Genomic DNA, 22377 nt, shown 5'->3' on the forward strand with positions numbered 1-22377 from the left:
AGGCGCCAGCCTCGCCGACAGTTGCCCCGGAGGACCAGACCGCGGTTCAAGAACAAGCTCAAGACTCTGAGGAAGCCCCAACGGTACGCCCGGACATGAGTCTGCAAATGGTCGAACTGGACAATATGCAACTGACTCGCAGACCAGGGAACCTTCGTGCGGACTTCGAGATCCGCAATCTTTCCAACGAACTCATTTCCGGGGCTATCTCCGTATCCTTCCTTAACAAGGACGACCACACCGCTCCGGCCCTGGGCAACGAGGAAATCCCCCGGTTCAGCATCCGCAACTTCCGTCCCGTTTCCACGCGTCTGCACTTACCTCCGGATTTAAACCTGGACGACGTGACCCGGGTTCAATTCGTGGTCACGGACTCCGATGGCACGGACGTTCTGGTCAAGACATATCCAATCGACCGAAATTAACCCCGCAATCGGCATCGCTCAAAAAAAATCCGCCCTGGCTGAGTTTTCAGCCAGGGCGGGCCTTTTCGATCCCTTGAACGGTTTCCACCATCCACTCCAGGATGAAGCGTTGGAGGTCGTCTATCAGTAGGCTTCCTCGTACTCCAGATCCGCATCCGTGATCTTGTGACCAAAGGTGATATGCAACCACGCCTGGTAGGCGATGACCAGAGGCACGAACACTAGGACCACGCCCAGCATGATCTTCAGAGTCAGTTGGCTCGAAGCGGAATTTGCGATGGTCATGCTGTAGGCCGGATCCAGGCTGGAGGGCAAAAGCGCCGGGAACAGGCCGATCACTCCGAAGAGGGTCACGCTGATGATGCTCACCGCCGAAGCCCCCCAGGCCAGAAGCATGGACCGCTTGCCCAGAAAGACGCGGGCTTGGATCAGCCCGATCACGGCCAGGAGCAGCACGACGAACAAGAGCGGATTGTTCAGGTAGTTATCGAAAAGACTGGTGGCGAAGGCGGTCATCACAAGGAAAAGGACCACCACGGCCATCAGGGCAAGCCACAGCTTCTCGGCCATGGCCGCGGCCCGGTCCGCGATGGGCCCTTCGGACTTGACGCCCAGCCACAAACTCCCGTGCAGGGAAAACATCAGCACGAACAAGACCCCGCCCAGCAAACCATAGGGGTTGAGCAAATCCAGCAGCCCACCTTCATTGATCCCCTGGGCGTTGAGCGGAATGCCTTGAAAAATGTTCGCGAACGCCACGCCCAGCAGCAGGGCCGGCAAAAAGCTGCCCGAGACGTGGCAAAAATCCCAGACCTTGCGCCAGCGCTCGCTGTCCACCTTGCGCCGGAACTCGAAAGACACGCCGCGCAGGATCAGGGCGAACAACAAGAGCATCAACGCCGTGTACAGACCGCTGAACAAGGCGGCGTACGTGGCCGGAAAGGCCGCGAAGGTGACCCCGCCGGCGGTGATCAACCAGACTTGGTTGCCGTCCCAAAAAGGACCGGCGGCATTGTACATGATCCGTCGATCCCGCTCATCCTTGGCCAGAAAGGGCATCAGCGTGCCCATCCCCAGGTCGTATCCGTCCAGGGCGAAATAGACCGCCCAGAGCACGCCCCACAATATGAACCATGTGGTTTCCAACATATCGTTATCTCCTTGATGGTCGATTGGGTTCGAATCATGCCGACCGGATCAGCCGACAAGATCAGGCCGACGCTCCCTCGGGCCGCGCGGAAAAACCGGAGCCGGATTCCGACGCCGCGGTTTTCTTGTCCTCGGAGGATTTGGGCCCCTTTCGCCCATGATACATCAAAAGGTAGATGTCCACCGCCACCAGCAGCCCGTAAATCAGACCGAAAAGCAGCAACGAGAACCACACCTGGCCAACACTGATCCCCGCGGAAAAGGCGTCCTCCGTGCGCATGATCCCGTTCACGATCCATGGCTGACGGCCCACCTCGGCCACGAGCCAGCCCAGTTGAATGGCGATGTAAGGCAAGGGGATCACCCAGGGCAGGACGCGGAGCAACGTGGGAGACGATTCCGGGTTCTTGCGCCGGATCCAGACCCATGCGGCCAGTGCCGGGAAGAGGAACCCCAGCCCGACCATGGTCCGGAAGGAAACGAAGGTCAGCAACACCGGCGGGCGGTCCTCCGCGGGGAAATCCTTCAACCCTGTCACCTCCGCGTCGAAGGAATGATAGGCAAGCATGGACAAGCCGCCGGGAACGGGCAGAACTTCAACCAAATTCCGTTCATTGGCCGGATCCGGAATCACGAACAAATATTGGGGGGCGCGGTTCATGGTGTCCCAGTGGGATTCCATGGCCGCCAGCTTGGCCGGTTGATATCTGGCCACAGTGGAGCCGTGATGATGCCCCTGCACCACCAGAGCCAGGGCGAAGACCAGGGTAAAGGGAGCGGCGATTTGAAAGGAACGCTTGAAAAAATCCACGTTACTGCCCCGAGCCAGATGCCAGCCCGAAATGCCCAAAACAAAAAAACCGCTGAGTACATACGCCGAAAAAAGGACGTGCAAAAACTGTTGCCAAGCAAAGGGGTTGGTGACCAAGGCCGCGAAACTCTCCAGCTCGGCGCGATCCCCGCGCAGCACGAATCCCGTGGGATTCTGCATCCAGCCGTTGGCCATCAGAATCCAGAACGCCGACACATTGGCCGCCAGGGCCACCAGCCAGATGCTGGCGTTGTGCAGCTTGGGGGACAGCCGATTCCAACCGAAAATCCAGACCGCCAAAAACGTGGACTCCAGGAAGAAGGCCAGGGTCGCCTCAATGGCCAGCAGCGAGCCGAAGATGTCTCCCACATAAGCCGAATACCGAGCCCAGTTGGTCCCGAACTGAAACTCCAGGGCAATCCCCGTGACCACGCCCAGGGCAAAGTTGATCAAAAAGAGTTTCCCCCAGAACTTGGCCATCCGCTTGTACACCTCGTCCCCGGTGCGCACCCACTTGAACTCCATATACGCCACCAGGAGCGACAGCCCCAGGGTCAGCGGCACGAAGATGAAGTGCACAAAGGTTGTGAAGGCGAACTGCAATCGCGACAACAACAATACGTCCATTACTGAGCCTCCTTATTGTTGAAAATTCCAGACCGTCATATCGTCTCCGCCGTCATGGTCGGCAAGAGCGGTCAGCAACGTCCTTCAATTCGGACAGCGGAACGCTCAAGGTCTCCCGCAACCCCGCCCTGGCCTTTTGCCAGACCTGATGCACCCCGCAAAAATCACTTCGCCCGCAACCGTCCGAACGAATAATGCACTCGTTCAAAAAAATCTCCCCTTCAACCGCCTCGACCACGTCCAACAGCGTCACTTCCTCCGGCGCCTTGAGCAGCCTGTAACCGCCTCGCGCACCCTGCACGATCTGAATCAAACCGGCCCGAGCCAATTCCTGGGCGATCTTGGCCAGAAACGGGCCGGGAATATCCATGGCCTCGGAAATATCCCGCCGGGCAACAACCCCCCCCGTGCCCGCCGTGGTCAGGTAGAGCATGCAGCGTACAGCGTACTCTCCAGCCTTGGTCAACATCATGATTTGTGCGTCTCCATCCTGCAAAATAAAGGATAAATGCGATTTTTTTTGTCCTATATAGGGCGCACGAAGCCTTGTCAACAAGGATCGCGTTGAGAACCATCAGCGCGATCCCTTCACCGCATCTCTCGTAAAAACTGTCCGGTCGCCGAATCCGGGTCGTCCCGGATCTGTTCGGGTGTACCGCTGGCCACGATACGGCCACCGGCATCGCCGCCGCCGGGGCCCAGGTCGATGACGTGGTCCGCGGCCCAGATCACGTCCAGATTGTGCTCAATGACCACCACGGATGCGCCCTTGTCCACCAGGCGTTGCAGCACGTGAATCAGCTTTCCGGTTTCGTGCATGTGCAGGCCGGTGGTGGGTTCGTCCAGGATGTACAGCGTTCCGGGGAGGCTGCGCTTGCCCAGTTCACGGGAGATCTTGATCCGCTGGGCTTCCCCGCCGGACAGAGTCGTGGCCGGCTGGCCCAGGCGTAAATACTCCAGCCCGACTTCCTGGAGCACCTCCAGGCGGCGCTCCAGAGCCGTGTAATTGGTGAAGAAGCGGCGGGCCTCGGCCACGGTCAGGTCCAGAACCTGGGCAATGTTCAGGCCCTTGTATTCGATGGCCAGGGTCTCGCGGTTGTAGCGCTGGCCGCCGCAGACCTCGCAGGTCACGAACACGTCCGGCAGGAAATGCATTTCCACCCGGATCTGCCCGTCCCCCTGGCAGGCCTCGCAGCGGCCTCCGGGTACGTTGAAGCTGAACCGCCCCGGAGCGTAGCCACGTTTGCGGGCTTCCACCGTGGTGGAAAAAATCTTGCGGATCTCGTCGAACACCTTGGTGTAAGTGGCCGGATTGGAGCGGGGCGTCCGGCCAATGGGAGTCTGATCAATGGCGATGACTTTTTCCACCCGCTCCAGGCCTTCGATACCCCCGATCTTGCCCGGCGTGTCCACTTTGATCCCTCTGGCCAAGGCGATGTGCTTGTACAGAGAATCCACAACCAGGGAACTTTTGCCCGACCCGGAAACGCCGGTCACGCAGACCAGAGCGGCCAAGGGGATGGTGCAGTCCAGGTCGCGCAGATTGTTCGTGCGCACCTCGTGCAGCGCCAAAGCGTCTTTGCCTTTTCGACGTTTTTCAGGTCCGGCGATAACGAGATCCCCCCGCAAATACTTCCCGGTCAGGGAATCCTCGTGGCGCAGCAGCCCGTCCACCGTGCCGTGGAAGACCAACTCGCCCCCCAGGGCTCCGGATCCGGGCCCCAGTTCCAGGACATGATCCGCGGCCCGGATCGTGGCCTCGTCGTGCTCCACCACCAGCACCGTGTTGCCCCGCTCCTGCAAGTCCCGCAACGACGCCAGCAACCGGGCATTGTCCCGAGGATGCAGCCCGATGCTCGGCTCGTCCAGGACATAGGTCACGCCCACCAGGCCGGAGCCCAGTTGTCCGGCCAGCCGGATGCGCTGCGCCTCTCCCCCGGAGAGCGTGGACATGGTCCGAGCCAGGCTCAGGTAATCCAGCCCCACCCGGACCAAAAAATCCAGCCGGTGGACCAGTTCCTTGAGCAGCGGGCCGGCGATCAGTTCCTGCTGTCCGGTAAACCGCCGATCACGCAGCCATTCCAAGGCTCGAACCACGGGCAGGCCGCAAAACTCATGAATGTTCAGCCCCTCGACCCGGACGGCCAGGGCCTCGGGCTTCAAGCGAGCGCCCCCGCAAGCAGGGCAGGGCCGATTCTGTCGGAACCGGGACAGTTCGTCCCGCCAGACCGGTCCCAGCACCTGATGCCCCCGGTCCAGAAGCGGAACCACCCCTTCCCAGGATACGCTCGCATCACCCTGGAACAGGGCTTCCCAGGCTTGCGGCGAATACTCGGCCAGTGCCGTATCCAAGGTGAACCCATGCACCCGCCCCAGCTGTTGCAATCCGTCGGCATACCTGGCCAAGGCCGTCGCCTTGCGCCACGGAATGATCCCGCCTTGGCGCAGGCTCAAACCCTTGTTCGGGGCCAGCAGGTCCGGTTCAAAGTACTCCACGCTGCCGATGCCCGAACACGTCGGACAGGCTCCCTGGGGACTGTTGAAGGAAAACAGTTGCGGCGAAAGAGGCGGCAGACTGATATCGCACCGGGTGCACACCGAAGTGGTGCTGAAGACCATCTCCTCTCCGTCCACGATCTGAATGGAAATCCGGCCCTTGCCGTACTTCAGGGCCAGCTCCAAAGAATCCGCGAGGCGGTGGCGGATCTCCGGACCGGCCACCAGGCGGTCCACCACTAGTTCCAGGGTGTGGCGTTGATTCTTGGTGATCTCCGGAAGCGGCTCCAACGGCAGCACCGCCCCGTCCACCCGCACCCGCACGAACCCCTGGGCCTTCAGCTTGCGCATCAGATCCTGCTGCGTGCCTTTCTGGTTTTCCACCAGGGGGGCCAGAAGCAAAAACTTTGTCTTTGTCGGCAACCCCAGAACAGCCTGGATGATTTCATCCTGGCTGCGCGCCTCAATGGCTTGCCCGCACTTCGGACAGCTCATCCGGCCCAACCGGGCGTAGAACACCCGCAAGTAGTCATGGACCTCGGTCACCGTGCCCACGGTGGACCTGGGATTGCGGGTCAGGGTCTGCTGCTCCAGGGAGATGGCCGGCGACAGCCCCTCGATCTTGTCCACCTGGGGCTTGTCCAGTTGCGGCAGGAACTGCCGGGCGTAGGCCGATAGCGACTCCACGTAGCGGCGCTGCCCTTCGGCATAGATAATGTCGAAAGCCAGGGTGGACTTGCCCGAACCGGACGGCCCGCACACCACCACCAGCTTGTCCCGCGGAATGTCCAAAGACAGATTCTTCAGGTTATGCTGGCGGGCACCTTGGATATGAATAACGGATTCAGCCATAAGAGAATAAAAAAGGCCCGCGAGGGGCCTTGTTGGTAAAATTTATCGAGATCCACCGTCAAATGCCGTTTACAACGTCGCCATAAACTCATCTGAAGAAACTCCGGCCTGACGTAAAACCCCGGCAAGGGTTCCGGTCTTGATTTCCTTGTGCAACGGCACCACACAACCTCGGGCATCACGCCTTATGACCACATGGCTTCCAGACTGACGCATGACTTCAAACCCAAGGCGTCCAAGGGCCCGGACGACATCCGCGCCGGAAACGCGAGGCAATTTAGGCATTCACGGGTACGTTGAACGTCGTGACAAGTGGATGGCCATGAAGCGGAGAAGAAAACTCATCCAGATACAACGCCGTGGCTTCTTTCAGGTTCTCAATCGCCTCTTCCACGGTTTCTCCCTGAGTCGTCGTCCCTGTTTCCGGGTTGAGCGCAACATACCCACCCTCTTCGGCCGGTGTAAGCACCGCGGTCAGTTCCACTTCGTCCTCCTGGAGGAATCAAGTTTCAAGCCTTTGAAAAGATCACCCAAACGAGCGCTCGAACAACTCCGCCACGGCTTTCTTTCCGTTCTCTTCCAAAAACCGTGTCCCCGTCCCGGTAAAATGGATGTTTGCGATGGTCGGGGTGTCCTGGGAATGCCAGGCGGCTTGCTCCCAGCGGAACCAGCCGTTTTTGGCCTGGTCGAAGACAAAGAGCGGCTTGTTGCAGATTTTGGCGAACTCAGCGCCCCAGCCGGTACCGCCCTTGACCGTGCCGTCTTCCTGGATGCTGCCGATGACGTAGATTTCCATGCCGTTATTGACCTGATACCAGATGGTCTGCAGGACTTTGCGCATGATCGGCGCGTTGGAGTAGGTTCGGTTCAGCAGGCGGGAGACATAGGTCATGCTGACGTCCCCCCGGCGCAATTCCTCCTGGGTCAGGACCCGCATGCCCCGGGTCCGGGAGATCTGGTGGCCTTCAAAGGTGAAATTCACTTCCGCGACCCCAAACCGCTCAGCCATGGCCCCGAATTCCGCCTCCGCGCCCGTAGCGCCGCCACTGTACAGCGTGCAATCCCCTGCATTCAATTTCATAATATCTCCTTTTCATCCGGTAATTGAAGCATATTCATAAATCCGCACCAGCAGATCATCTCAAAACGCAAGATCCAGCAATACTCCGAAAAACAATAACGCCGCCACCACGCCGTTCAAGGTAAAAAACGACATATTCAGCCGGCTGAGGTCCCTGGGGGAGATGAGGCGATGTTCCCAGAACAGAACCGCGGCGACAATAGCCCAGGCCAACAGGTACACCCAGCCCAGGGATGCGGCAAGGCCGGCCAGCAGAAAAAACAGGGCCGCCTGGACGTGGCTGAACCCGGCCAGGGCAAAGGCCGTCTCCAGGCCGAAGGCGGCGGGAACGGAATGCAGGCCGTGGGATCGGTCGAACTCCACGTCCTGAGCCGCGTAAAAAATATCAAATCCGGCCACCCAGAACAGCACGCCGAAAAACAAAAGCACAGCCGGAAGCGCGAACTGGGGATCAACGGCGATCCATCCGGCCACGGGGGCCAGCCCCAGGACCGAGCCCAGAAAGAAATGGCACAACCAGGTGAAGCGCTTGGTCAGGCTGTAGGCCGCGGACCAGAGCAGGGCCGGGACGGCCAGGAGCAGGCACAGGGTGTTCAAGCCCGCACAGGCCAACACGAAAACCAGGGCCGTGCCCAGGGCGAAAAAAGACGTGAACCGGACGCTCAGCTCTCCGGTCACCAGTTGACGAGACTGGGTCCGGGGATTGAGGCGGTCGTAGCGCAGATCCAGAATGCGATTCATGGCCATGGCAAAGGAACGGACCATGACCATGGCTAAAGTCAGCAACAGAAACACCCGCCACCCCGGCCAGCCGCCGGCCGCCAGGAACGCGCCGGAGTAGGCGAACGGCAGGGCGAAAACCGAGTGTTCGATCTTGACCATGGCCAAGACCATCCGCAATCGATGCCAGAAGATGTTCATAATGATACGTTGAATGACATTTACCTGACGACAACCCGCATAAACCGCTTCTTCCCGACCTTCAGCACGTACTCTCCCGGCTCCAGAACCTGCTCGGGATCATGGAGCTTCTCGCCGTCCACGGTGCAGGCTCCCTGGCGGCAGAGGCGCTTGGCCTCGGCTCGGGACGGGCACAGGTCCGCCGCGTCCAAAATGGCCAGGAGCCGGCTTTCAGGGCCGTGAGTCGCCTGGAAAACATCCATGTCCTCGGGGTTTTCCTTTCTGGCGAAGACCCGCTCAAAGGCGTCCTGGGCGGCCCGTGCCTGTTCCGCGCCATGAAACCGGGTCGTCAGCTCCAGGGCCAGCTCGACCTTGGCCTGCTTGGGATGCAGCCGTCCCTGGTCCACGTCGTCGCGCAACCTGGCCACTTCGGCCAGGGAACTATCGGACAGAAGTTCGTAGTAGCGCCACATCAGCTGATCCGAGACGGACATCACCTTGCCGAACATATCTCCGGCCAGCTCCTCGATACCGATGTAATTACCCAGCGACTTGCTCATTTTCTGCACGCCGTCCAAACCTTCCAGGATCGGCACGGTCAGAATCACCTGGGGCTCCTGGCCGTAGTCGCGCTGCAACGTCCGCCCCATGAGCAGGTTGAACTTCTGATCCGTTCCGCCCAGTTCCACGTCCGCCCGCAGGGCCACGGAATCGTAGCCCTGAACCAGGGGATAGAGAAACTCGTGAACGGCGATGGGCTTGCCCGATGCGTAACGATTGGAAAAGTCCTCCCGCTCCAGCATCCGGGCCACGGTGTAGTGCGAGCAGAGCCGGACGAAATCCGCCGCGGTGAAGGCGTCCATCCAGTGCGAATTGAAGGCCACCGTGGTCCTGTCCGGATCGAGAATCTTGAACACTTGGCGCTTGTAAGTCTCGGCGTTGGCCAAGACAGCTTCCCGGGTCAGGGTCTTGCGGGTTTCGGACTTGCCCGAAGGGTCGCCGATCATGCCGGTGAAGTCCCCGATCAGGAAGATGACGTCATGGCCCTGATCCTGGAAATGCTTCAGCTTTTGAATCAGCACCGTGTGGCCCAAGTGGATGTCCGGGGCCGTGGGGTCGAATCCGGCCTTGACCCGCAGGGGCTTGCCCCGGCCGATCTTGGTCTTCAGTTCTTCCAGGTCGATGATCTCCACCGTGCCGCGTTGAATTTGCTCCAGCTCGGCCTTGGTCACCACCCTTTTAGAGCACTCTTCCTTGCAACTCATGTCATGGCTTTTCATTATTTGGCATACCCCACCGCCCGCCGCTCACGGATCACGGTAACCCGAATTTGTCCGGGGTAGGTCAGATTCTGCTCGATCTTCTTGGTCAGATCATTGCACAACAAAAACGTCTTGTCGTCGTCCACCAGATCCGACTCCACGACGACCCGCAGCTCGCGCCCGGCCTGAATGGCGAACGCCTTGGACACGCCTTCCATGCCCGTGGCCATGCCTTCCAGATCCTCCAAGCGCTTGACGTAATTTTCCAACAGCTCCTTGCGCGCCCCGGGTCGGGCCCCGGAAAGGCCGTCTGCCGCCTGTACCAATACGGCCATCACGCTCTTGGGCGGGACTTCCTCGTGGTGGGCGGCAATGGCGTGAACGATGTCCTTGCCTTCTCCGTACTTCTTGGCCAGATCCGCGCCGATGGTGGCATGAGGGCCTTCCACTTCATGGTCCACGGCCTTGCCGATATCGTGCAGCAGGCCGGCCCGCTTGGCCTTCTTCACGTCCAGGCCAAGTTCAGCGGCCATGATTCCGCAGACAAAGGCGACTTCCAAGGAATGTTGCAGAACGTTTTGGGAAAAACTGGTTCGATAGCGCAACTGCCCCAGCAAACGGATGATTTCCGGATGAATGCCGTGAACGCCCACGTCAAAGGTGGCTTGCTCGCCCCATTCCCGAAGCTTGACGTCTATTTCCTGCTCGACCTTGCGAACGATATCCTCAATGCGCGCCGGATGAATTCGTCCGTCGCTGATCAGCCGTTCCAGGGACTGCTTGGCCACCTCGCGGCGCAAGGGGCTGTAGGCCGAAAGAATCACGGTTTCCGGTGTATCGTCAATGATCAAGTCCACGCCCGTGGCCGCCTCCAGGGCGCGGATATTGCGTCCTTCCCGCCCGATGATTCGGCCCTTCATGTCCTCGCTGGGCAACGCCACGGAAGAAACGGTTTGTTCGGTGACGAACTCCCCGGCATAGCGTTGAATGGCCGTGGCCAGAATTTCCTTGGCCTTGCGGTCGGCATTTTCCCTGGTTTCGCTTTCAAGCTGGCGCAATGTCTTGGCCGATTCGTGTCGGGCCTGGCTCTCGATCTCTTCCATCAGCCGCTTCTTGGCCTCCTCGACGGTCAATCCGGAAATTTCCTCCAACCGTTTTTGCTGCGACAAGGTCATCTCCGCCAGCCGTTCTTCCTGGACCGCGAAATCCCGTTCCCGCTGAATGAGATTTTTTTCCAGGAGAACAACCTCGCTCTCCTTCTGAGAGGCCTTTTCCAGCTTTTGCTCCAGCCGTTCTTCCTTTTCCTGCAACCGGGTTTCCTGTTTTTTCAGTTCGCTTTCCCGGTCCCGGTGTTCCTGTTCCTGCTCCTTCTTGCGCCGAAATATCTCGTCCTGGGCTTGCAGAAGGAGCTCCTTCTTTTGGACTTGCGCCTCTTTGCGGGCCTCCTCCAGAATCTTCCCGGCCAGTTCCTCGGCTTCCTTGACCTTGGTCCCGGAGATGTGCCGCAGGGCCAGATGGACCACGGCACCTCCGGCCAGCAGGCCGAAAAGCAGTATAAAAACACTCTCTATCGACATGGGATTCTCCCCTTTTCCAAATCATCTCGCCCATTCCAGCAATGGGCCGCACAAACGCTGTCGCACCCGCCATCAAAGGAACGAAATCGCCTGCATGCAGAGGTCGCCACGGGCGTGGCGTCATATGGGTCGGGGGATATAAAAAAGCCGAAACCGGGTGTTTCGGGGGAGGCTGGAAGGACGTGAACGGCGACGGACCGAGGACTGTGTTGAACGGAGAAATATCGAAAAAAACAACAGGCTTGTGTATCGATAAAACCCCGGAAAGCCGTGTCATGAGCTTCTTTGAACCTTGCTTTGCAAGGTGGGCGCCACTGTCCGGACTTTAGGCTCCCCAGATGACTGGGTCTGCGCACCGCCCGGTTGGAAGCGGCTCCCGTTGGGACTATATTGGCTCAAAAAAGTACTCGATGATCACGAACCTTCCAGGGGATTGAATTATTCCGACTGTGTATCAATATTATTCCCGGCAGTATCGTCTTGTTCCATCCGGTGAAGCAATTTTTCCAGCTTTGTCTCCAACTGCCCCAATTTTTTGCATGTCAGGAGATAATCATCCGCTAGACCCAGCGCTAAAAACGCCAGGAGTTTTTCCCTGCTCATATGTTTGCCCTGTGTTTTCAGCACGGCGAACCGCTCTTCGATCTCCTTTCTGGCGGCAACGACCTGGGCTTGATCCGCATCAGCCTTGAAGGCCAATTCAAACCCCAAGACTGATATGGTATGACTGGGCATGAGCAGATTAAATAGCCGCTTCTTGAATTTTCTTCAAGAGGTTGTCAATCCGACTCAAAACTTCCTGTTTCTGATTTTTTTCCGCCTCCAGCTCTTCCCGGAGGCGAAGATTTTCATCTTCAACGGTTTGAATCCGTTGCAACAGTCGGTCAATTTTCTCTTCGAACTGAGTGAGTATGTCCATGCGTTTCACATATCCTGGAAAGACAGAAATGATCAAGAAATAATTTAACCTGGATGTTCTTTGATTTGAGCGCCGGCTATTCCGGCTTCCGTCTGGCGAAGCACTGCTGCTTCCCGCGGGCCACGGCCAAGGAGGCGTCAGGTACGTCCTTGGTGATCACCGAGCCCGCTCCCACCAGGGCGTCAGCTCCGATCCTGACCGGGGCCACCAGCGCGGAGTTGCTGCCGATAAACGCCCTGGGGCCGATTTCGGTGCGGTGCTTGCGTTTCCCGTCGTAATTGCAGGTGATGGTCCCGGCACCGATGTTGACGTCTTCTCCGATCTCGGCATCTCCGAGATACGTCAAATGACTGGCCTTGGCATTCTTTCCCAGCCTGGCCTTTTTCATCTCCACGAAATTTCCGATTCGTGCACCCGCTTCCAAAACCGCATCTGGTCGCAAACGGGCATACGGCCCTACGACGCAGCCCTCTCCCACGGAGGCCCCCTCAAGATGTGAAAAAGAACGAACGACGCTTCCGGAGCCGATACGCGAATTCTTGAGCCAGGTATGGGATTCCAGGACCGCCCCTCGGCGGACATGCGCGGCTCCATACATCTCGCAAGGGCCGAAAATCTCCACCCCGGGCTCCACGACGACCCTCGGCCCGATGCTCACGGAATCAGGCAAATGGATCGTCACGCCGCCTTGCAGCAAGGCCTGAGCAATTCGCCGACGTAACGCATCCTCGGATGCGACCAATTCCAAGGGACTGTTCACGCCCATGCAGGCCAAGGGGTCTCCGGCGGCCAGAGTCCCCACCCGCAAACCACCGCGCACCGCAAGGTCCACGAGATCGGTCAGATAGTATTCGCCCTGTTTGTTGTCGGCTGAAATTTTGGAAAGCAGCGGTCCCATGGTTGCAACCCGCAACAAGTAAATCCCGGCGTTGATTTCGCCGGTGGGCTCTCCGTGGCGCTTCGGGTCAAAATCCTTGGCTTCGATGATGCCGCGAACCGACCCGGCGGCATCGCGCACAACCCGCCCGTAGGACAACGGGTCGTCCAGGGTTGTCGTCACGAAGGCCAGATCAACCCCGTCATGCATCATGGCCGCGCAGAACCGTTCAAGCATCACACCGTCGATCAACGGCGTATCTCCGTTGATCACGAGACACCAGCGGACATTCCCGGCCAAAATTTCGGACCAAGCCGAGAGCACGGCATGTCCTGTGCCCAGTTGCTCTTTCTGCAGGATGAACCGCTCACCCGGAAACTGCTTCCGGACCAAGTCCGCGCCGTGACCGATGATCGTGTACGCACCCTCGCCCGCTAAAGGCCTGACGGCCTCCAAGACATACCACAGCATGGGTTCACCCAGCAGCGTGTGCAACACTTTGGGCTTGTCGGAATGCATCCGCGTCCCTTTGCCCGCCGCTAAAACCAAGGCTGAAAGTGATTGAACCGCTTGCATAATCATCCTCGTTGGCTCACAGAGCGTGGTCGCTGCAGGTCAAACCACGCGCCCTCTAAATGGCGCCGTCTCCCACGATTTCTCCAAAAGCAAAATAGCGGCTGAACCCAGCCGTTTTCCTCACCTCTTCTTACACGTGAGGTTGGCATCAGGCAACCGAGCAAACAGGTGTGGCGGATCAAGTGGATGCGCCCTACCGGGGCGCACCTCCCAAAAAAAGCGGCCCCCCGTATAGGAGGCCGCTTCGGCGTTCGGAAAGGATGACGAAACCGGCCCGGCAAAGCCTCCGGCTCACGCATCGTTCTTCCAGCGAGGCTCGGCTAGCTGCGGGCTGTCTTGCCTTCGTCGTCGGAATCCATGTCCTGGACTTCCGGCATTTCGATCACCGGACCGCTGACCGCGAGCGACGATCCTTCATTTTCGGCGTCCTGTTCCGGTTCATCCGAGGAAATACTCATCTCCTGGGGAACCTCCCGGTACCAGGCCAGCTCCATCTCGAATTTTTCCTTCCCTTTTTTCGCGGTAGCCTTGACCTCCACGTCCACCATCTTGTCCGGGCAAAGGGTCACGAACTGCTCGCCCTGTTGGACGCAGATTTTGCCCTCCTTCAAGGAATTCGCCAGATCCTCCAGATAGGTCACCACCTGGTTGACGTCCATCACGCCTTTCAACTTCACTTCTTTTTTCGACATGGCCGGCTCCTCTGATTGTTGGTTGTTGTTCCATTTCCCTGCAAGGGAGAAGTATATCCGGTGGTTTCAACCACCGGATTGAGGCATATCATTGGCTTGAGTCCTGAAAAAAAGACATCGCATGCCGAAAATAAGTGTCGCTGCAGTCTTTCAAGTAATCAGATCAGGGACAACAAGCTCCGAATCACCCTGTCTCCGTCCAGGAGGGCTGCCGAGGACGCGCCGGGGTCGCTTCCGGCCAGCGGGATGCGTAAAACATCGACCCCCAGATCCCGCACGGCGGCCACGTCCACGGGCTGAGCGTAGCTCTCGTCGCGGGAGTCCAGGAGTACGAGGTTCAGCAGCCGCTCCACGGGCAGGTCGGCCACGCAGCTTCGGCGCAGGTAATGCAACAGGGCAGCGGTGTTGTCCGCCAGGGTCATCCCGAACTGTTCCGGGTCCATCCCGGCATTGGGCACGTAGACCTTGGGGCAGTCGTTCTCGGCGATGGCCTGCCCTACGCCGTCAGGCAGCAGGTTGGCGATCAGGCTGGAATAGAAGCTGCCCATGGGAAAGCAGATCAGATCGGCCTGACGGATCAGGTTGCGCACCTTCTCGCGGATGGCCACCCGAACCGGCTCGCCCCGCGTATCTCCGGAACGAATGCAAACCCGCTTGACCCTGGAGGTGATGGGCGGTGCTTCCTTGCCCGTGAGCAAATGCTGGCCGACGATGATCTCACCGTTTTCCAGTTCCGCGGCCAGGTGCAGATAACGGTTCATGGTCGGCCGGACCACGCCGCGAACCTCGGCCAACTTGGAAAACAGAAAGACCACCGAGTCGATGCGCCGTTGGCTGGTCAGGTAGCCGGCGGCCAGGATCAGGTTTCCGATGCTGGCCCCGCGCAGATCGAAATCCTCCGGCATCTTTTCCTGGAAAATACGCAGATAATTGCGGACGATCTTGCGCATCGGGTCCGGGATGCGCCGTACCAGAGCGCCCCGGCCCGCAACCAGCCGTTCCAGGCTGTAACGCAGTTCCTCCGGGGCGGCGCTTTTGGCCAGCCGGTGGGCGAACAGCTCCCGGACTTCCGGGTTGCCCTTCACGCTCTGGTCCGCCAGGGCCATCAACCTGCTGCGCAGATCCCCCACCGCGGGCATCCGGAAAGCTTCCCGCAACTTGGCCGAACTGCCCCCGGAATCCAGGGGCGTGACAAGATGAATGGAATTGTGCGTGTAGCGAACCAGCTCCCGACTCAAGGGGTTCAATGCCGTGCCGCCGCTGAAAAACAGCACCCGCGGTCCCAGCTCCGGCGCCTTCAGGTACCGGGCCAGGCGCAGCTCGTCAGGAATCAGCGCGGTTCGGGAGATACGGATGTGTTGCACTGGTGAACTCCCTCCTCACCCCTCTCCCTGCTGCCCCAGATAGTGGACGCAGGCATCGGCCACATGGTCGAAGTCCACTCCGCCCCGGGCCTCGAATACCGTGCATTTTTTAAACATATCCAGATAGCTCTCAGGCTGGAAACGGTATGCGACGTCGGGCCGGGAGAGGAAGAACAGGCCCGGGGATTTGATCACCGTGTCCAGCAGTTCCGGGCGTTGGGCCAGATCCACCAGTTCCAGGGAGGTGCGGGGATATTTGGGTTTCCAGTTCAGGATCACCAAGCCGACCATCCGGGCGGAGTCGAGAAATTTGCCCTGGCCGAAGCATTCATCCAGATAGACGTCGTGCTTGTGCTCGAGGTTCCACAGCTCGTCCGGCTCCATCCGGGCGTACGCTTCCTTCTGGGAAGCGTCCAAAAGTCCGGACAGAGAGGGGTTGCCCAGAATCGTTCCCGGATTGACACGGGGAAGCTTGGCCACGCCGTGCATGATCGGGCCGCCCTGAAGCGGATCCAATCCGGCGTCCTGGATCAACAGTCTATCATTGCTGACGAAGTCCAGGCCGCGGCGCATGATATGCAGGGCCAGAGTGGACTTGCCCATCCCGGAAAAACCGGCCAGGGCCAGACCGTTGCCGTTCAGGGAAACCCCGGCCGCATGGCAGAGCAGGCTGTTTCGATCCAGCATCCACTGGATGAAGCGGCTGTTGATGAAGTTGATCACCTGGTTGTCGTTGGCCAGGCAGGGGCCGACCGCCAGATGCGTTTCCCGGTCGAAATAAAAGAGCATCCCGGTGAGGCGCTTGCGGACGAACCGCCCCTCTCCATCCTCAAAGGGCAGATCCTGATACTCTTCCTTGATCTTGGTCTTGCCCGGATCAGGCTGCTTGGCCATCCACGGCAGGCCTGGATTCCAAACATCCGTCTCCAGGGCGGTCACGGTCATGTCCGGAGCATCGCCGCTTCCGAAGTCCTTGCCCCGGTCCAGAAAATCCCTGTAGTAGCGCGTAAGGTTCGTGACCAACGCGGGATTGTTCGCCCTCACGGCGATCCGGCAGTCTCCGAAGCGCAGCCGCAGCGACGCCCAGGCGTCTATTCCGGCATCGACTTCGGCGATTCGTTCCAGGAGTTCGACGCGGAGGCTTTCAGCCGGAACAGTGCTCATGATTGCACCCGATTCAGGACGTGCTCCGCAAAATGCACCGAGGCATCCAGGCCCCGGGCCTCAAGCAGGCCGCGAAAACCGCCGAAGGCCGAAACTTCGAAGATCATCGGTCCGTCCTTGGATTCCATCACGTCCACGCAGGTGAAGTCCAGCTTGAACAGGTTCTGGGCCGTCCAGGCCAGATCGATGACCTCCTTGCCCGGCTCATAGCCCGCGTACTTGCCTCCGCTGGACGTGGACGTGTTCCAGGCCCCGGAACTCTGCCGGGCATACGTCCCGAAATACTCTCCCCCCAGGAAGACGATGCCTAGATCCTTGCCCGGCGTTTCCAACATTTTCTGGATGTACATCACGGGATTGCCCTGTTGTTGAAAGCGAATGATCCGCTCCCGGCATGAGGGGTCGGCCTGGATCACCTCCATGCCCCGGGCCTTGGAGGTGTAGAGCGGTTTGAAAACGGCCCTCCCGTATGTTTCCACGGCCTCCACCGCGGCTTCCACGTCCTCGGTGATGGTGGTCGGCGGCATGGGCATGTTTCCGGCCCGCAGGATCACGGTGCAGCTCAGACGATTGAGGGCCGAGAGGATGGCGGTCGGGTTGGAGAAGATGGGCGTCCCGTTCCGGGCCAGCAGCTCCAAAAGGCTCAAACGGTCTTGCATGTCCGGCGAATAGACCGGGCCGATCTTCTTCACGGTCAAGGCGTCGAAGGTCGACAGATCTTCACCGTTGAACCACATCCGTCCGCTGTCCAGGTCCATATGCACCCCGGCCATGTCCACGACGCGGCGAAAACCGGTCCTGGCCTCAAAAGCGTCGGCCAGCTTCTCCGTAGACCAACTCCCGGGATTGCCGATGACCGCTATCCGTTGCATGCGTCTTTCCTTTTGCTTCTGATGGAGTTTCGGGTTCGGAACCACCGGCCCAGGTCAATAATACCGATACCGCAGGATGTGATCCGGCACCTTGAATGTCTCCCAGGGCTTGCCGCGATGGGCCAGGACCAGTTCGGCGAGATAAATTCCCCTGACGAACATGCTCGCAGCGAATTCCTCGTTCAATTCGAACCGGGTCGAGGTGATGAAGGAACGGATCAAGCCCAGAGCGAGGCGGATTTCAAAGGTCGCATCCTGGTGCTCCCGAGCGAATTGTCGGGCAAAATGCAGAAAGTGCAGGCCGACCTGATTCAGCTTGCATCGAACGACCTTGTCGAAAATCGGAATCCGGAAGTTGGACACCAGAAATACGGACACGTCCTGCAGATAATCCCCGTCCTTGGAGCGATGGACGTCGATGTAGTGAATGCGCTGCTCTTTCTGAGTATAGATAATGTTGTTGCTGTTGTAGTCCCCGTGAATGAACACCGTAAACGGAGAGGTTGCCTTCCTTTCCACTTCGCGCAGTTGTTCCAGCAGTTCCATGGTCGAAGGAACCTTCAGGCCGCAGAACTGTACCTGGGGCGCGTTGAATTCCGGATGGGCCACGAAAACGTCCTCGACGCGGGAAAACAACTGTTCGATGAACGTGCAGGGAAGCTCTCTGGTTTGGAGCGTTTTCTGCCAGATCATGGTCGCGGTTTCCTGAACCAGAAAAAACGCGTCCTCGAACGTCTCCTTGTCGTCGTTGAAGACGATTTCCTGAAACGTGCATCCCGTCAAAAACTCCAACAGGATCGAAGCGTTGTCCCGGCTTTCCTGAAACCCGAACACCTTGGGCGTCAGGCCGGGCAGAATCGCTTCCCATATCTGGATGTTTTCCCTTTCCTGGGCGATCTTCTTGAACTTGCCTTCCTTGAAGATGACCCCGGTGGAATCGCCCTGGCCGTCGCTGGAAACCTTCCCGATCCGGCAGCCTGACCGGGTTCCCCAAATGGATTCGAACTCCACCTCCCGCATCGGCAGGTCGAACCCCAGGTTGTCCAGGGATTCGCGCAGGGCCTGAAACTGGTTGATCTTCAGCTTCTCGCCGACCACGGAAAAGATCACCGCCTCCCCGATGTTCAGCAAAGAGTCCCCCATCCGCTCCAGATACCGAAAGATGAACAAGGTGGTGATCAGGTTGTGGGTCGCGCGGCGGGCTTGAAGCTGGGAGATGATCGTGTCGAAATTGTGCTTGTAGAGCTTGTCCAGGATGAATTCGGACCGGCAGATGCGCAAGGCCAGGGAGAGGTCCCGGTGGAACAGGGCGCGGACCACGATGTCCAGAGCCCCGAGAATCTGACGAAAAAACGGCCGGTATTCGTACTGATCCAGGAAGCGAGGATCGGAAAGATACTGCACCTGGCGGACGATATTCACGGAAAAATCGCTGATCCGCTCCAGATTGCTGCTGATGATGTTCACGGCGCGGATAAAGTCGATCCCGGCCTTATCCAGATGGGCCTGGCTGTGCAGCCGTGAAAAACAGGTATTTTCTATGACGCTCTTGAAGTTGTCGATATAGTCGTCCCGGGAGGCGACCTTCTCGATGTTCGCGGCTTCCGGCGCGACCAGCACCTTCAGGGTCTCGTCCACCTGTTTGGCCACTTCCAAAACCATGAATTGGATTTTCTGCTCCAGTCCCTCGAAAGCGTGCATGAATGCCTAGCCTTTTTCCTTGGCTTCAATAACCAGCGGACCATCCACGAACATGCTGCTCTCCGAGGCCTGCTCCCAGCGAAAACGCAAAACCATCTTCACCTCGCCGTCCTTTTTCTTGGTCTCCACGTCGAACTTGATCAGGCTCTGTGGTTCCAGAACCAAGCGCTTGTCCTTCCAGGAAAATTGCAGCTTGCCGTTCAGGAAGCCGTCGCTGAGCGCATTGAGATACTTGCCGATGGATTCCTTGTCCTGCAAGGATTCGTGCCGAAACTTTTCATCCGCCATGTTCGTTCTCGCTTTATTGTAGTTGCAATGCCCAAACTCCAGCCTTGGGAAATCTGCCTCCTGCCCCCCGACTCCTGACTCCTGAATTCCGACTTCTGTCTCTCTTTCTCACCCATCCAGTCGTGCTCGATATTCCTCAATGCTCCGCGCCCGGCTGGCATTGCCCACGATCAGGCTTTTGCGGATGGACAGGTCGTCCCAGGCCGGCTGAACGCCGATGTCCCGATAGTACTTTTCAGCTTCGGCCTGGGCGGGGTCCTTGAGCTTTTCGGTCATGTGCGTGTCGTCGCCCATGAACACCAGCAAGGAGCGGTCGTCCACGCCCCGGCTCTTGTTCTGCCGGTTGATCACGTTGACCAGGAACTCGGTGTACTCCTGGGACTGAGGATTCCAGACCTCGTAGCCGTCCACGTCGTAATCCGCCAACAGAATCGGCCAGAACTGCTCCGGGTGCGGAACCACCACGCCACCACCCAAGGCCCTGGCTTCCTCGATAAACTCGGAGGTCCGGTAAAAATAGGTCGGGCTGAAATTTTCCTTGACCATACGCTTGACGGTCTTCAGGAACACCTGGGCCCGGTGGACCAGGGATTCGGGATAAAGGTCCGCCTGGGCGGTGATGAACTCCCGGATCAGCTTGTTCTTGATCATGTCCCGGGGAAGGCTCTGCTCATGTTCGTCCAGGAGCATTCGCAGCTTCATGGCCTGTATCCGGGAAAATCGGACCACGTCCTCGTCCACTCCGGTTTCCTCGGCGGCCAACTGCAAATAGTCCTCGAACTTGGTGTTGGTGACCATGTCCAGAAAGGCGTACAACTGGCCGGAACGGTACCGGAAGGTGTGGTCCAGCATGGACTTGAACACGTCCGCGGATTCCAGCCTGCTGGTCCGGAAGTGCAGCAACAGCTGGACCTTGCGCTGGAAGCCGTGGGAATAGCAGTCCACCTCCACCCCGGAGTAGTCACCGTACTCCATGAGCACGTTGTGCTGGGTGGGAATGATCAATTCGCATGCCTTGCTGGGAAAGGTGCCCTCGATCCGTTTACGAATCAGATCCATGGGAACGTACTCCGGGTGCCAATGAATGGCCAACACCTCGTCCTGCCGGGGCAGCACCTCCAGCGGGGTAACGATCCGCCGCACCTGCTCCGGGGTCAGTTCCTGGGACGTGATCGCACGGAAGCACGCAACGTCCGCCTCGGTCAATCGCGGCGGATACTCCAAACTCTTCACCACCATTTTGGAGTCGTCCCGTTTGACGATTTCCATTTTCCTACTTTTCACGGCCAACATCGCGCCCTCCCTTTGCTCGTGCTTTCCGGTCAATCGTACTTCTTGTGACATTGGGTCTTGAGCGTGTTCAGCACGTGCGTCGCCTGGTACGCGGCCTCCAGATCCTTGCGCTGAACCGCGTCGGCGAATGCGGCCACGGCCTCGGTGTAGGCGGAATAGAATTCATCACCCTTGCCCGGATACCGGACCATGTCCGCGGAGTCGCGCAGGAATTCGTCGATATCCATCTGGGACGGCCAACTGTTTTCATGCAGGGAGTACATGATGTTCTTGAACGACTTCTTCATCCGTTTTTTCAAGGAACCATAGCTCCCGCCGGGTTTGCCGAGCTTTTGGGGCATGCCCGATACTTGCACCTCAAATGCCTCCCCGGTCCGGTCCTGGTCCTGGTCCTGGTCCTGGTCCTGAGTCTGGCCCTGGTCCTGCTCCAAATCACGGGGCTGGGCATCCAATCCGTTACCAGCAACACTTTCGACTTCTTCCAGGTCATCGGGGAGATCGAACGTGCGATCACCGGATGAAATCCGGATCTTCACATCCGCCATGCCCGCGGCGTTGCGAATAGTCAGCGATATCTTCTCCACTGAGTTCCAGGCGAGTTCCATGGTGTCCAGACTCAACCGTCCCCGCTCCATGGCATCGGCCATGCTACGCAGAATTTCCGCTAACTGCTCCGGGGAGCAGGTCATCTTCATTTTGTCTTCACGTTCCATGGAACCTCCTGTTTATCCCTTTAAAACTCCGTACGCGCCAAGAACTCAAAAAGAAAAAGCCCGTCGCGCTCAGGACGCTGAACGCGACGGACCTTTTCGAATGGAGGTGCGAGGCAGATGGAGAGTGCCCTTGGAAGGGTTGGTTTGCATGACGATCATGTTACAATTTCCAGACGATTTGATGGCGTGTCCCATTTAATGACCTGAATGGCATGCTCCGTTTTGTCGTCGAATGCGGATTAAAATCCGTGACGAGTATTCCCCTGATGCCGTCCGTCGTCAATCCAAGGCTCGCCGGTCGAATATTTCTGTCGCGCGCGCTGCGGGAAGAGCAATTCCCAACGCCCCCACTGGCCCCACCATGTAGCCATCCGCAAAAATCAGAAAACAAAAACATACCCAACGAATACGACAATTTCGCGTCATCGGCTCAGCGAGGCCCCTACCGAACCCTTCTTGACGGGAGCGACCAATTACACGGCAATTCTCCACAAATAAAAACAAAAACTTCCTAAAAGCAAAGTTGCTCACCACAAGAGCAAACAAAATTACCGGTAATGACGCATTATTAACCCACAAATAGTAAAAAATACTCTGGTAAATACATATATAAATTTGACACGCAATGAAATAGACATAAATACAATACCGTTCGCTTCACATTTCAAGAATAGCCAAAATACTTCTTTCACTATCCTCAAAAAAAATCGCAATTTTTTTTTGCGTATGCTGGTTTTC

Annotated in this window: 22 protein-coding genes and 1 other RNA gene (1 of these 23 running past the window's edge); 1 reads left to right on the forward strand and 22 read right to left on the reverse strand. The window is 58.4% G+C overall.

All coding sequences use genetic code 11. The annotated features are described in order from the left end of the window. A protein-coding gene (locus DESLA_RS0109080) for a helix-turn-helix domain-containing protein (protein ID WP_028572209.1) crosses the window boundary here: on the forward strand, positions 1–425 show its end. Its footprint begins 520 nt before the window's first position; the window shows 425 of its 945 coding nt (coding positions 521–945); its start codon lies off the left edge, out of view; the stop codon is at positions 423–425. A gap of 123 nt (positions 426–548) precedes the next feature. Here DESLA_RS0109080 and cydB read toward each other — a convergent pair whose 3' ends face one another. From cydB to DESLA_RS21690, 22 genes are all read right to left on the reverse strand, one after another. Beyond that, positions 549–1574 (reverse strand): cytochrome d ubiquinol oxidase subunit II, encoded by a 1026-nt coding sequence (gene cydB / locus DESLA_RS0109085; protein ID WP_028572210.1) that lies wholly within the window; start codon positions 1572–1574, stop codon positions 549–551. Between the two features lie 61 nt (positions 1575–1635). Next, positions 1636–3012, reverse strand: a complete 1377-nt coding sequence (locus tag DESLA_RS19630; protein WP_051434531.1) for a cytochrome ubiquinol oxidase subunit I — start codon at positions 3010–3012, stop codon at positions 1636–1638. 52 nt (positions 3013–3064) lie between these two features. Then, complete coding sequence (locus DESLA_RS0109095; RefSeq protein ID WP_028572211.1) at positions 3065–3484, reverse strand: RrF2 family transcriptional regulator; 420 nt, start codon at positions 3482–3484, stop codon at positions 3065–3067. Positions 3485–3600: 116 nt separating this feature from the next. Beyond that, positions 3601–6360: an excinuclease ABC subunit UvrA gene (gene uvrA / locus DESLA_RS0109100; RefSeq protein WP_028572212.1), complete on the reverse strand. Its 2760-nt coding sequence runs from the start codon at positions 6358–6360 to the stop codon at positions 3601–3603. Between the two features lie 69 nt (positions 6361–6429). Next, positions 6430–6645 carry a type II toxin-antitoxin system HicA family toxin gene (locus DESLA_RS23675; RefSeq protein WP_084031985.1) on the reverse strand — a complete coding sequence of 72 codons (216 nt, stop codon included), beginning with the start codon at positions 6643–6645 and terminating at the stop codon, positions 6430–6432. Continuing rightward, positions 6638–6844 carry a type II toxin-antitoxin system HicB family antitoxin gene (locus tag DESLA_RS0109105; RefSeq protein ID WP_028572213.1) on the reverse strand — a complete coding sequence of 69 codons (207 nt, stop codon included), beginning with the start codon at positions 6842–6844 and terminating at the stop codon, positions 6638–6640. Before DESLA_RS0109105 ends, DESLA_RS23675 begins: the two co-directional genes overlap by 8 nt. Before the next feature lie 42 nt (positions 6845–6886). Next, on the reverse strand, positions 6887–7441 hold the full coding sequence (locus tag DESLA_RS0109110) for a hypothetical protein (RefSeq protein ID WP_035261614.1): 555 nt from the start codon (positions 7439–7441) through the stop codon (positions 6887–6889). Between the two features lie 60 nt (positions 7442–7501). Beyond that, positions 7502–8362: a 4-hydroxybenzoate octaprenyltransferase gene (locus DESLA_RS0109115; RefSeq protein WP_051434532.1), complete on the reverse strand. Its 861-nt coding sequence runs from the start codon at positions 8360–8362 to the stop codon at positions 7502–7504. Between the two features lie 20 nt (positions 8363–8382). Next, entirely contained in the window at positions 8383–9606 is a 1224-nt protein-coding gene (gene tyrS, locus DESLA_RS0109120) for a tyrosine--tRNA ligase (RefSeq protein WP_051434533.1), read from the reverse strand. A 14-nt stretch (positions 9607–9620) separates the two neighbouring features. Then, positions 9621–11180, reverse strand: coding sequence for a ribonuclease Y (gene rny, locus DESLA_RS0109125; protein WP_028572217.1), 1560 nt, complete (start codon positions 11178–11180; stop codon positions 9621–9623). Between the two features lie 253 nt (positions 11181–11433). Then, a non-coding RNA gene (ssrS, locus tag DESLA_RS22395) (6S RNA) lies at positions 11434–11615 on the reverse strand. A 3-nt stretch (positions 11616–11618) separates the two neighbouring features. Then, the gene (gene zapA / locus DESLA_RS19635) at positions 11619–11915 is read right to left on the reverse strand and encodes a cell division protein ZapA (protein WP_051434534.1); all 297 of its coding nucleotides are present in this window, start codon (positions 11913–11915) and stop codon (positions 11619–11621) included. Positions 11916–11922: 7 nt separating this feature from the next. Then, positions 11923–12099 (reverse strand): hypothetical protein, encoded by a 177-nt coding sequence (locus DESLA_RS23170; protein ID WP_169732613.1) that lies wholly within the window; start codon positions 12097–12099, stop codon positions 11923–11925. 76 nt (positions 12100–12175) lie between these two features. Continuing rightward, positions 12176–13552, reverse strand: a complete 1377-nt coding sequence (glmU, locus tag DESLA_RS0109140) for a bifunctional UDP-N-acetylglucosamine diphosphorylase/glucosamine-1-phosphate N-acetyltransferase GlmU (RefSeq protein WP_028572218.1) — start codon at positions 13550–13552, stop codon at positions 12176–12178. A gap of 320 nt (positions 13553–13872) precedes the next feature. Further along, positions 13873–14244, reverse strand: a complete 372-nt coding sequence (locus tag DESLA_RS0109145) for an amphi-Trp domain-containing protein (protein WP_028572219.1) — start codon at positions 14242–14244, stop codon at positions 13873–13875. 158 nt (positions 14245–14402) lie between these two features. After that, entirely contained in the window at positions 14403–15608 is a 1206-nt protein-coding gene (locus DESLA_RS0109150; RefSeq protein WP_028572220.1) for a GAK system CofD-like protein, read from the reverse strand. Between the two features lie 15 nt (positions 15609–15623). Beyond that, a complete protein-coding gene (locus tag DESLA_RS19640; protein ID WP_051434535.1) occupies positions 15624–16772 on the reverse strand; it encodes an HprK-related kinase B in 1149 nt (382 codons plus the stop codon). Beyond that, positions 16769–17644 carry a GAK system ATP-grasp enzyme gene (locus DESLA_RS0109160; RefSeq protein WP_028572221.1) on the reverse strand — a complete coding sequence of 292 codons (876 nt, stop codon included), beginning with the start codon at positions 17642–17644 and terminating at the stop codon, positions 16769–16771. The genes DESLA_RS19640 and DESLA_RS0109160 overlap by 4 nt, the downstream gene beginning before the upstream one ends. Positions 17645–17698: 54 nt before the next feature. Continuing rightward, positions 17699–19345 (reverse strand): phosphate signaling complex PhoU family protein, encoded by a 1647-nt coding sequence (locus DESLA_RS0109165; protein WP_028572222.1) that lies wholly within the window; start codon positions 19343–19345, stop codon positions 17699–17701. A gap of 6 nt (positions 19346–19351) precedes the next feature. Beyond that, positions 19352–19633 (reverse strand): amphi-Trp domain-containing protein, encoded by a 282-nt coding sequence (locus tag DESLA_RS19645; RefSeq protein ID WP_051434536.1) that lies wholly within the window; start codon positions 19631–19633, stop codon positions 19352–19354. A gap of 108 nt (positions 19634–19741) precedes the next feature. Next, positions 19742–20902: a hypothetical protein gene (locus tag DESLA_RS0109175; protein WP_028572223.1), complete on the reverse strand. Its 1161-nt coding sequence runs from the start codon at positions 20900–20902 to the stop codon at positions 19742–19744. Positions 20903–20955: 53 nt separating this feature from the next. Next, positions 20956–21639: a GAK system XXXCH domain-containing protein gene (locus tag DESLA_RS21690; protein WP_051434537.1), complete on the reverse strand. Its 684-nt coding sequence runs from the start codon at positions 21637–21639 to the stop codon at positions 20956–20958. Positions 21640–22377: the final 738 nt, after the last annotated feature.

The sequence above is a fragment of the Desulfonatronum lacustre DSM 10312 genome (assembly GCF_000519265.1).
Classification (GTDB): domain Bacteria; phylum Desulfobacterota; class Desulfovibrionia; order Desulfovibrionales; family Desulfonatronaceae; genus Desulfonatronum; species Desulfonatronum lacustre.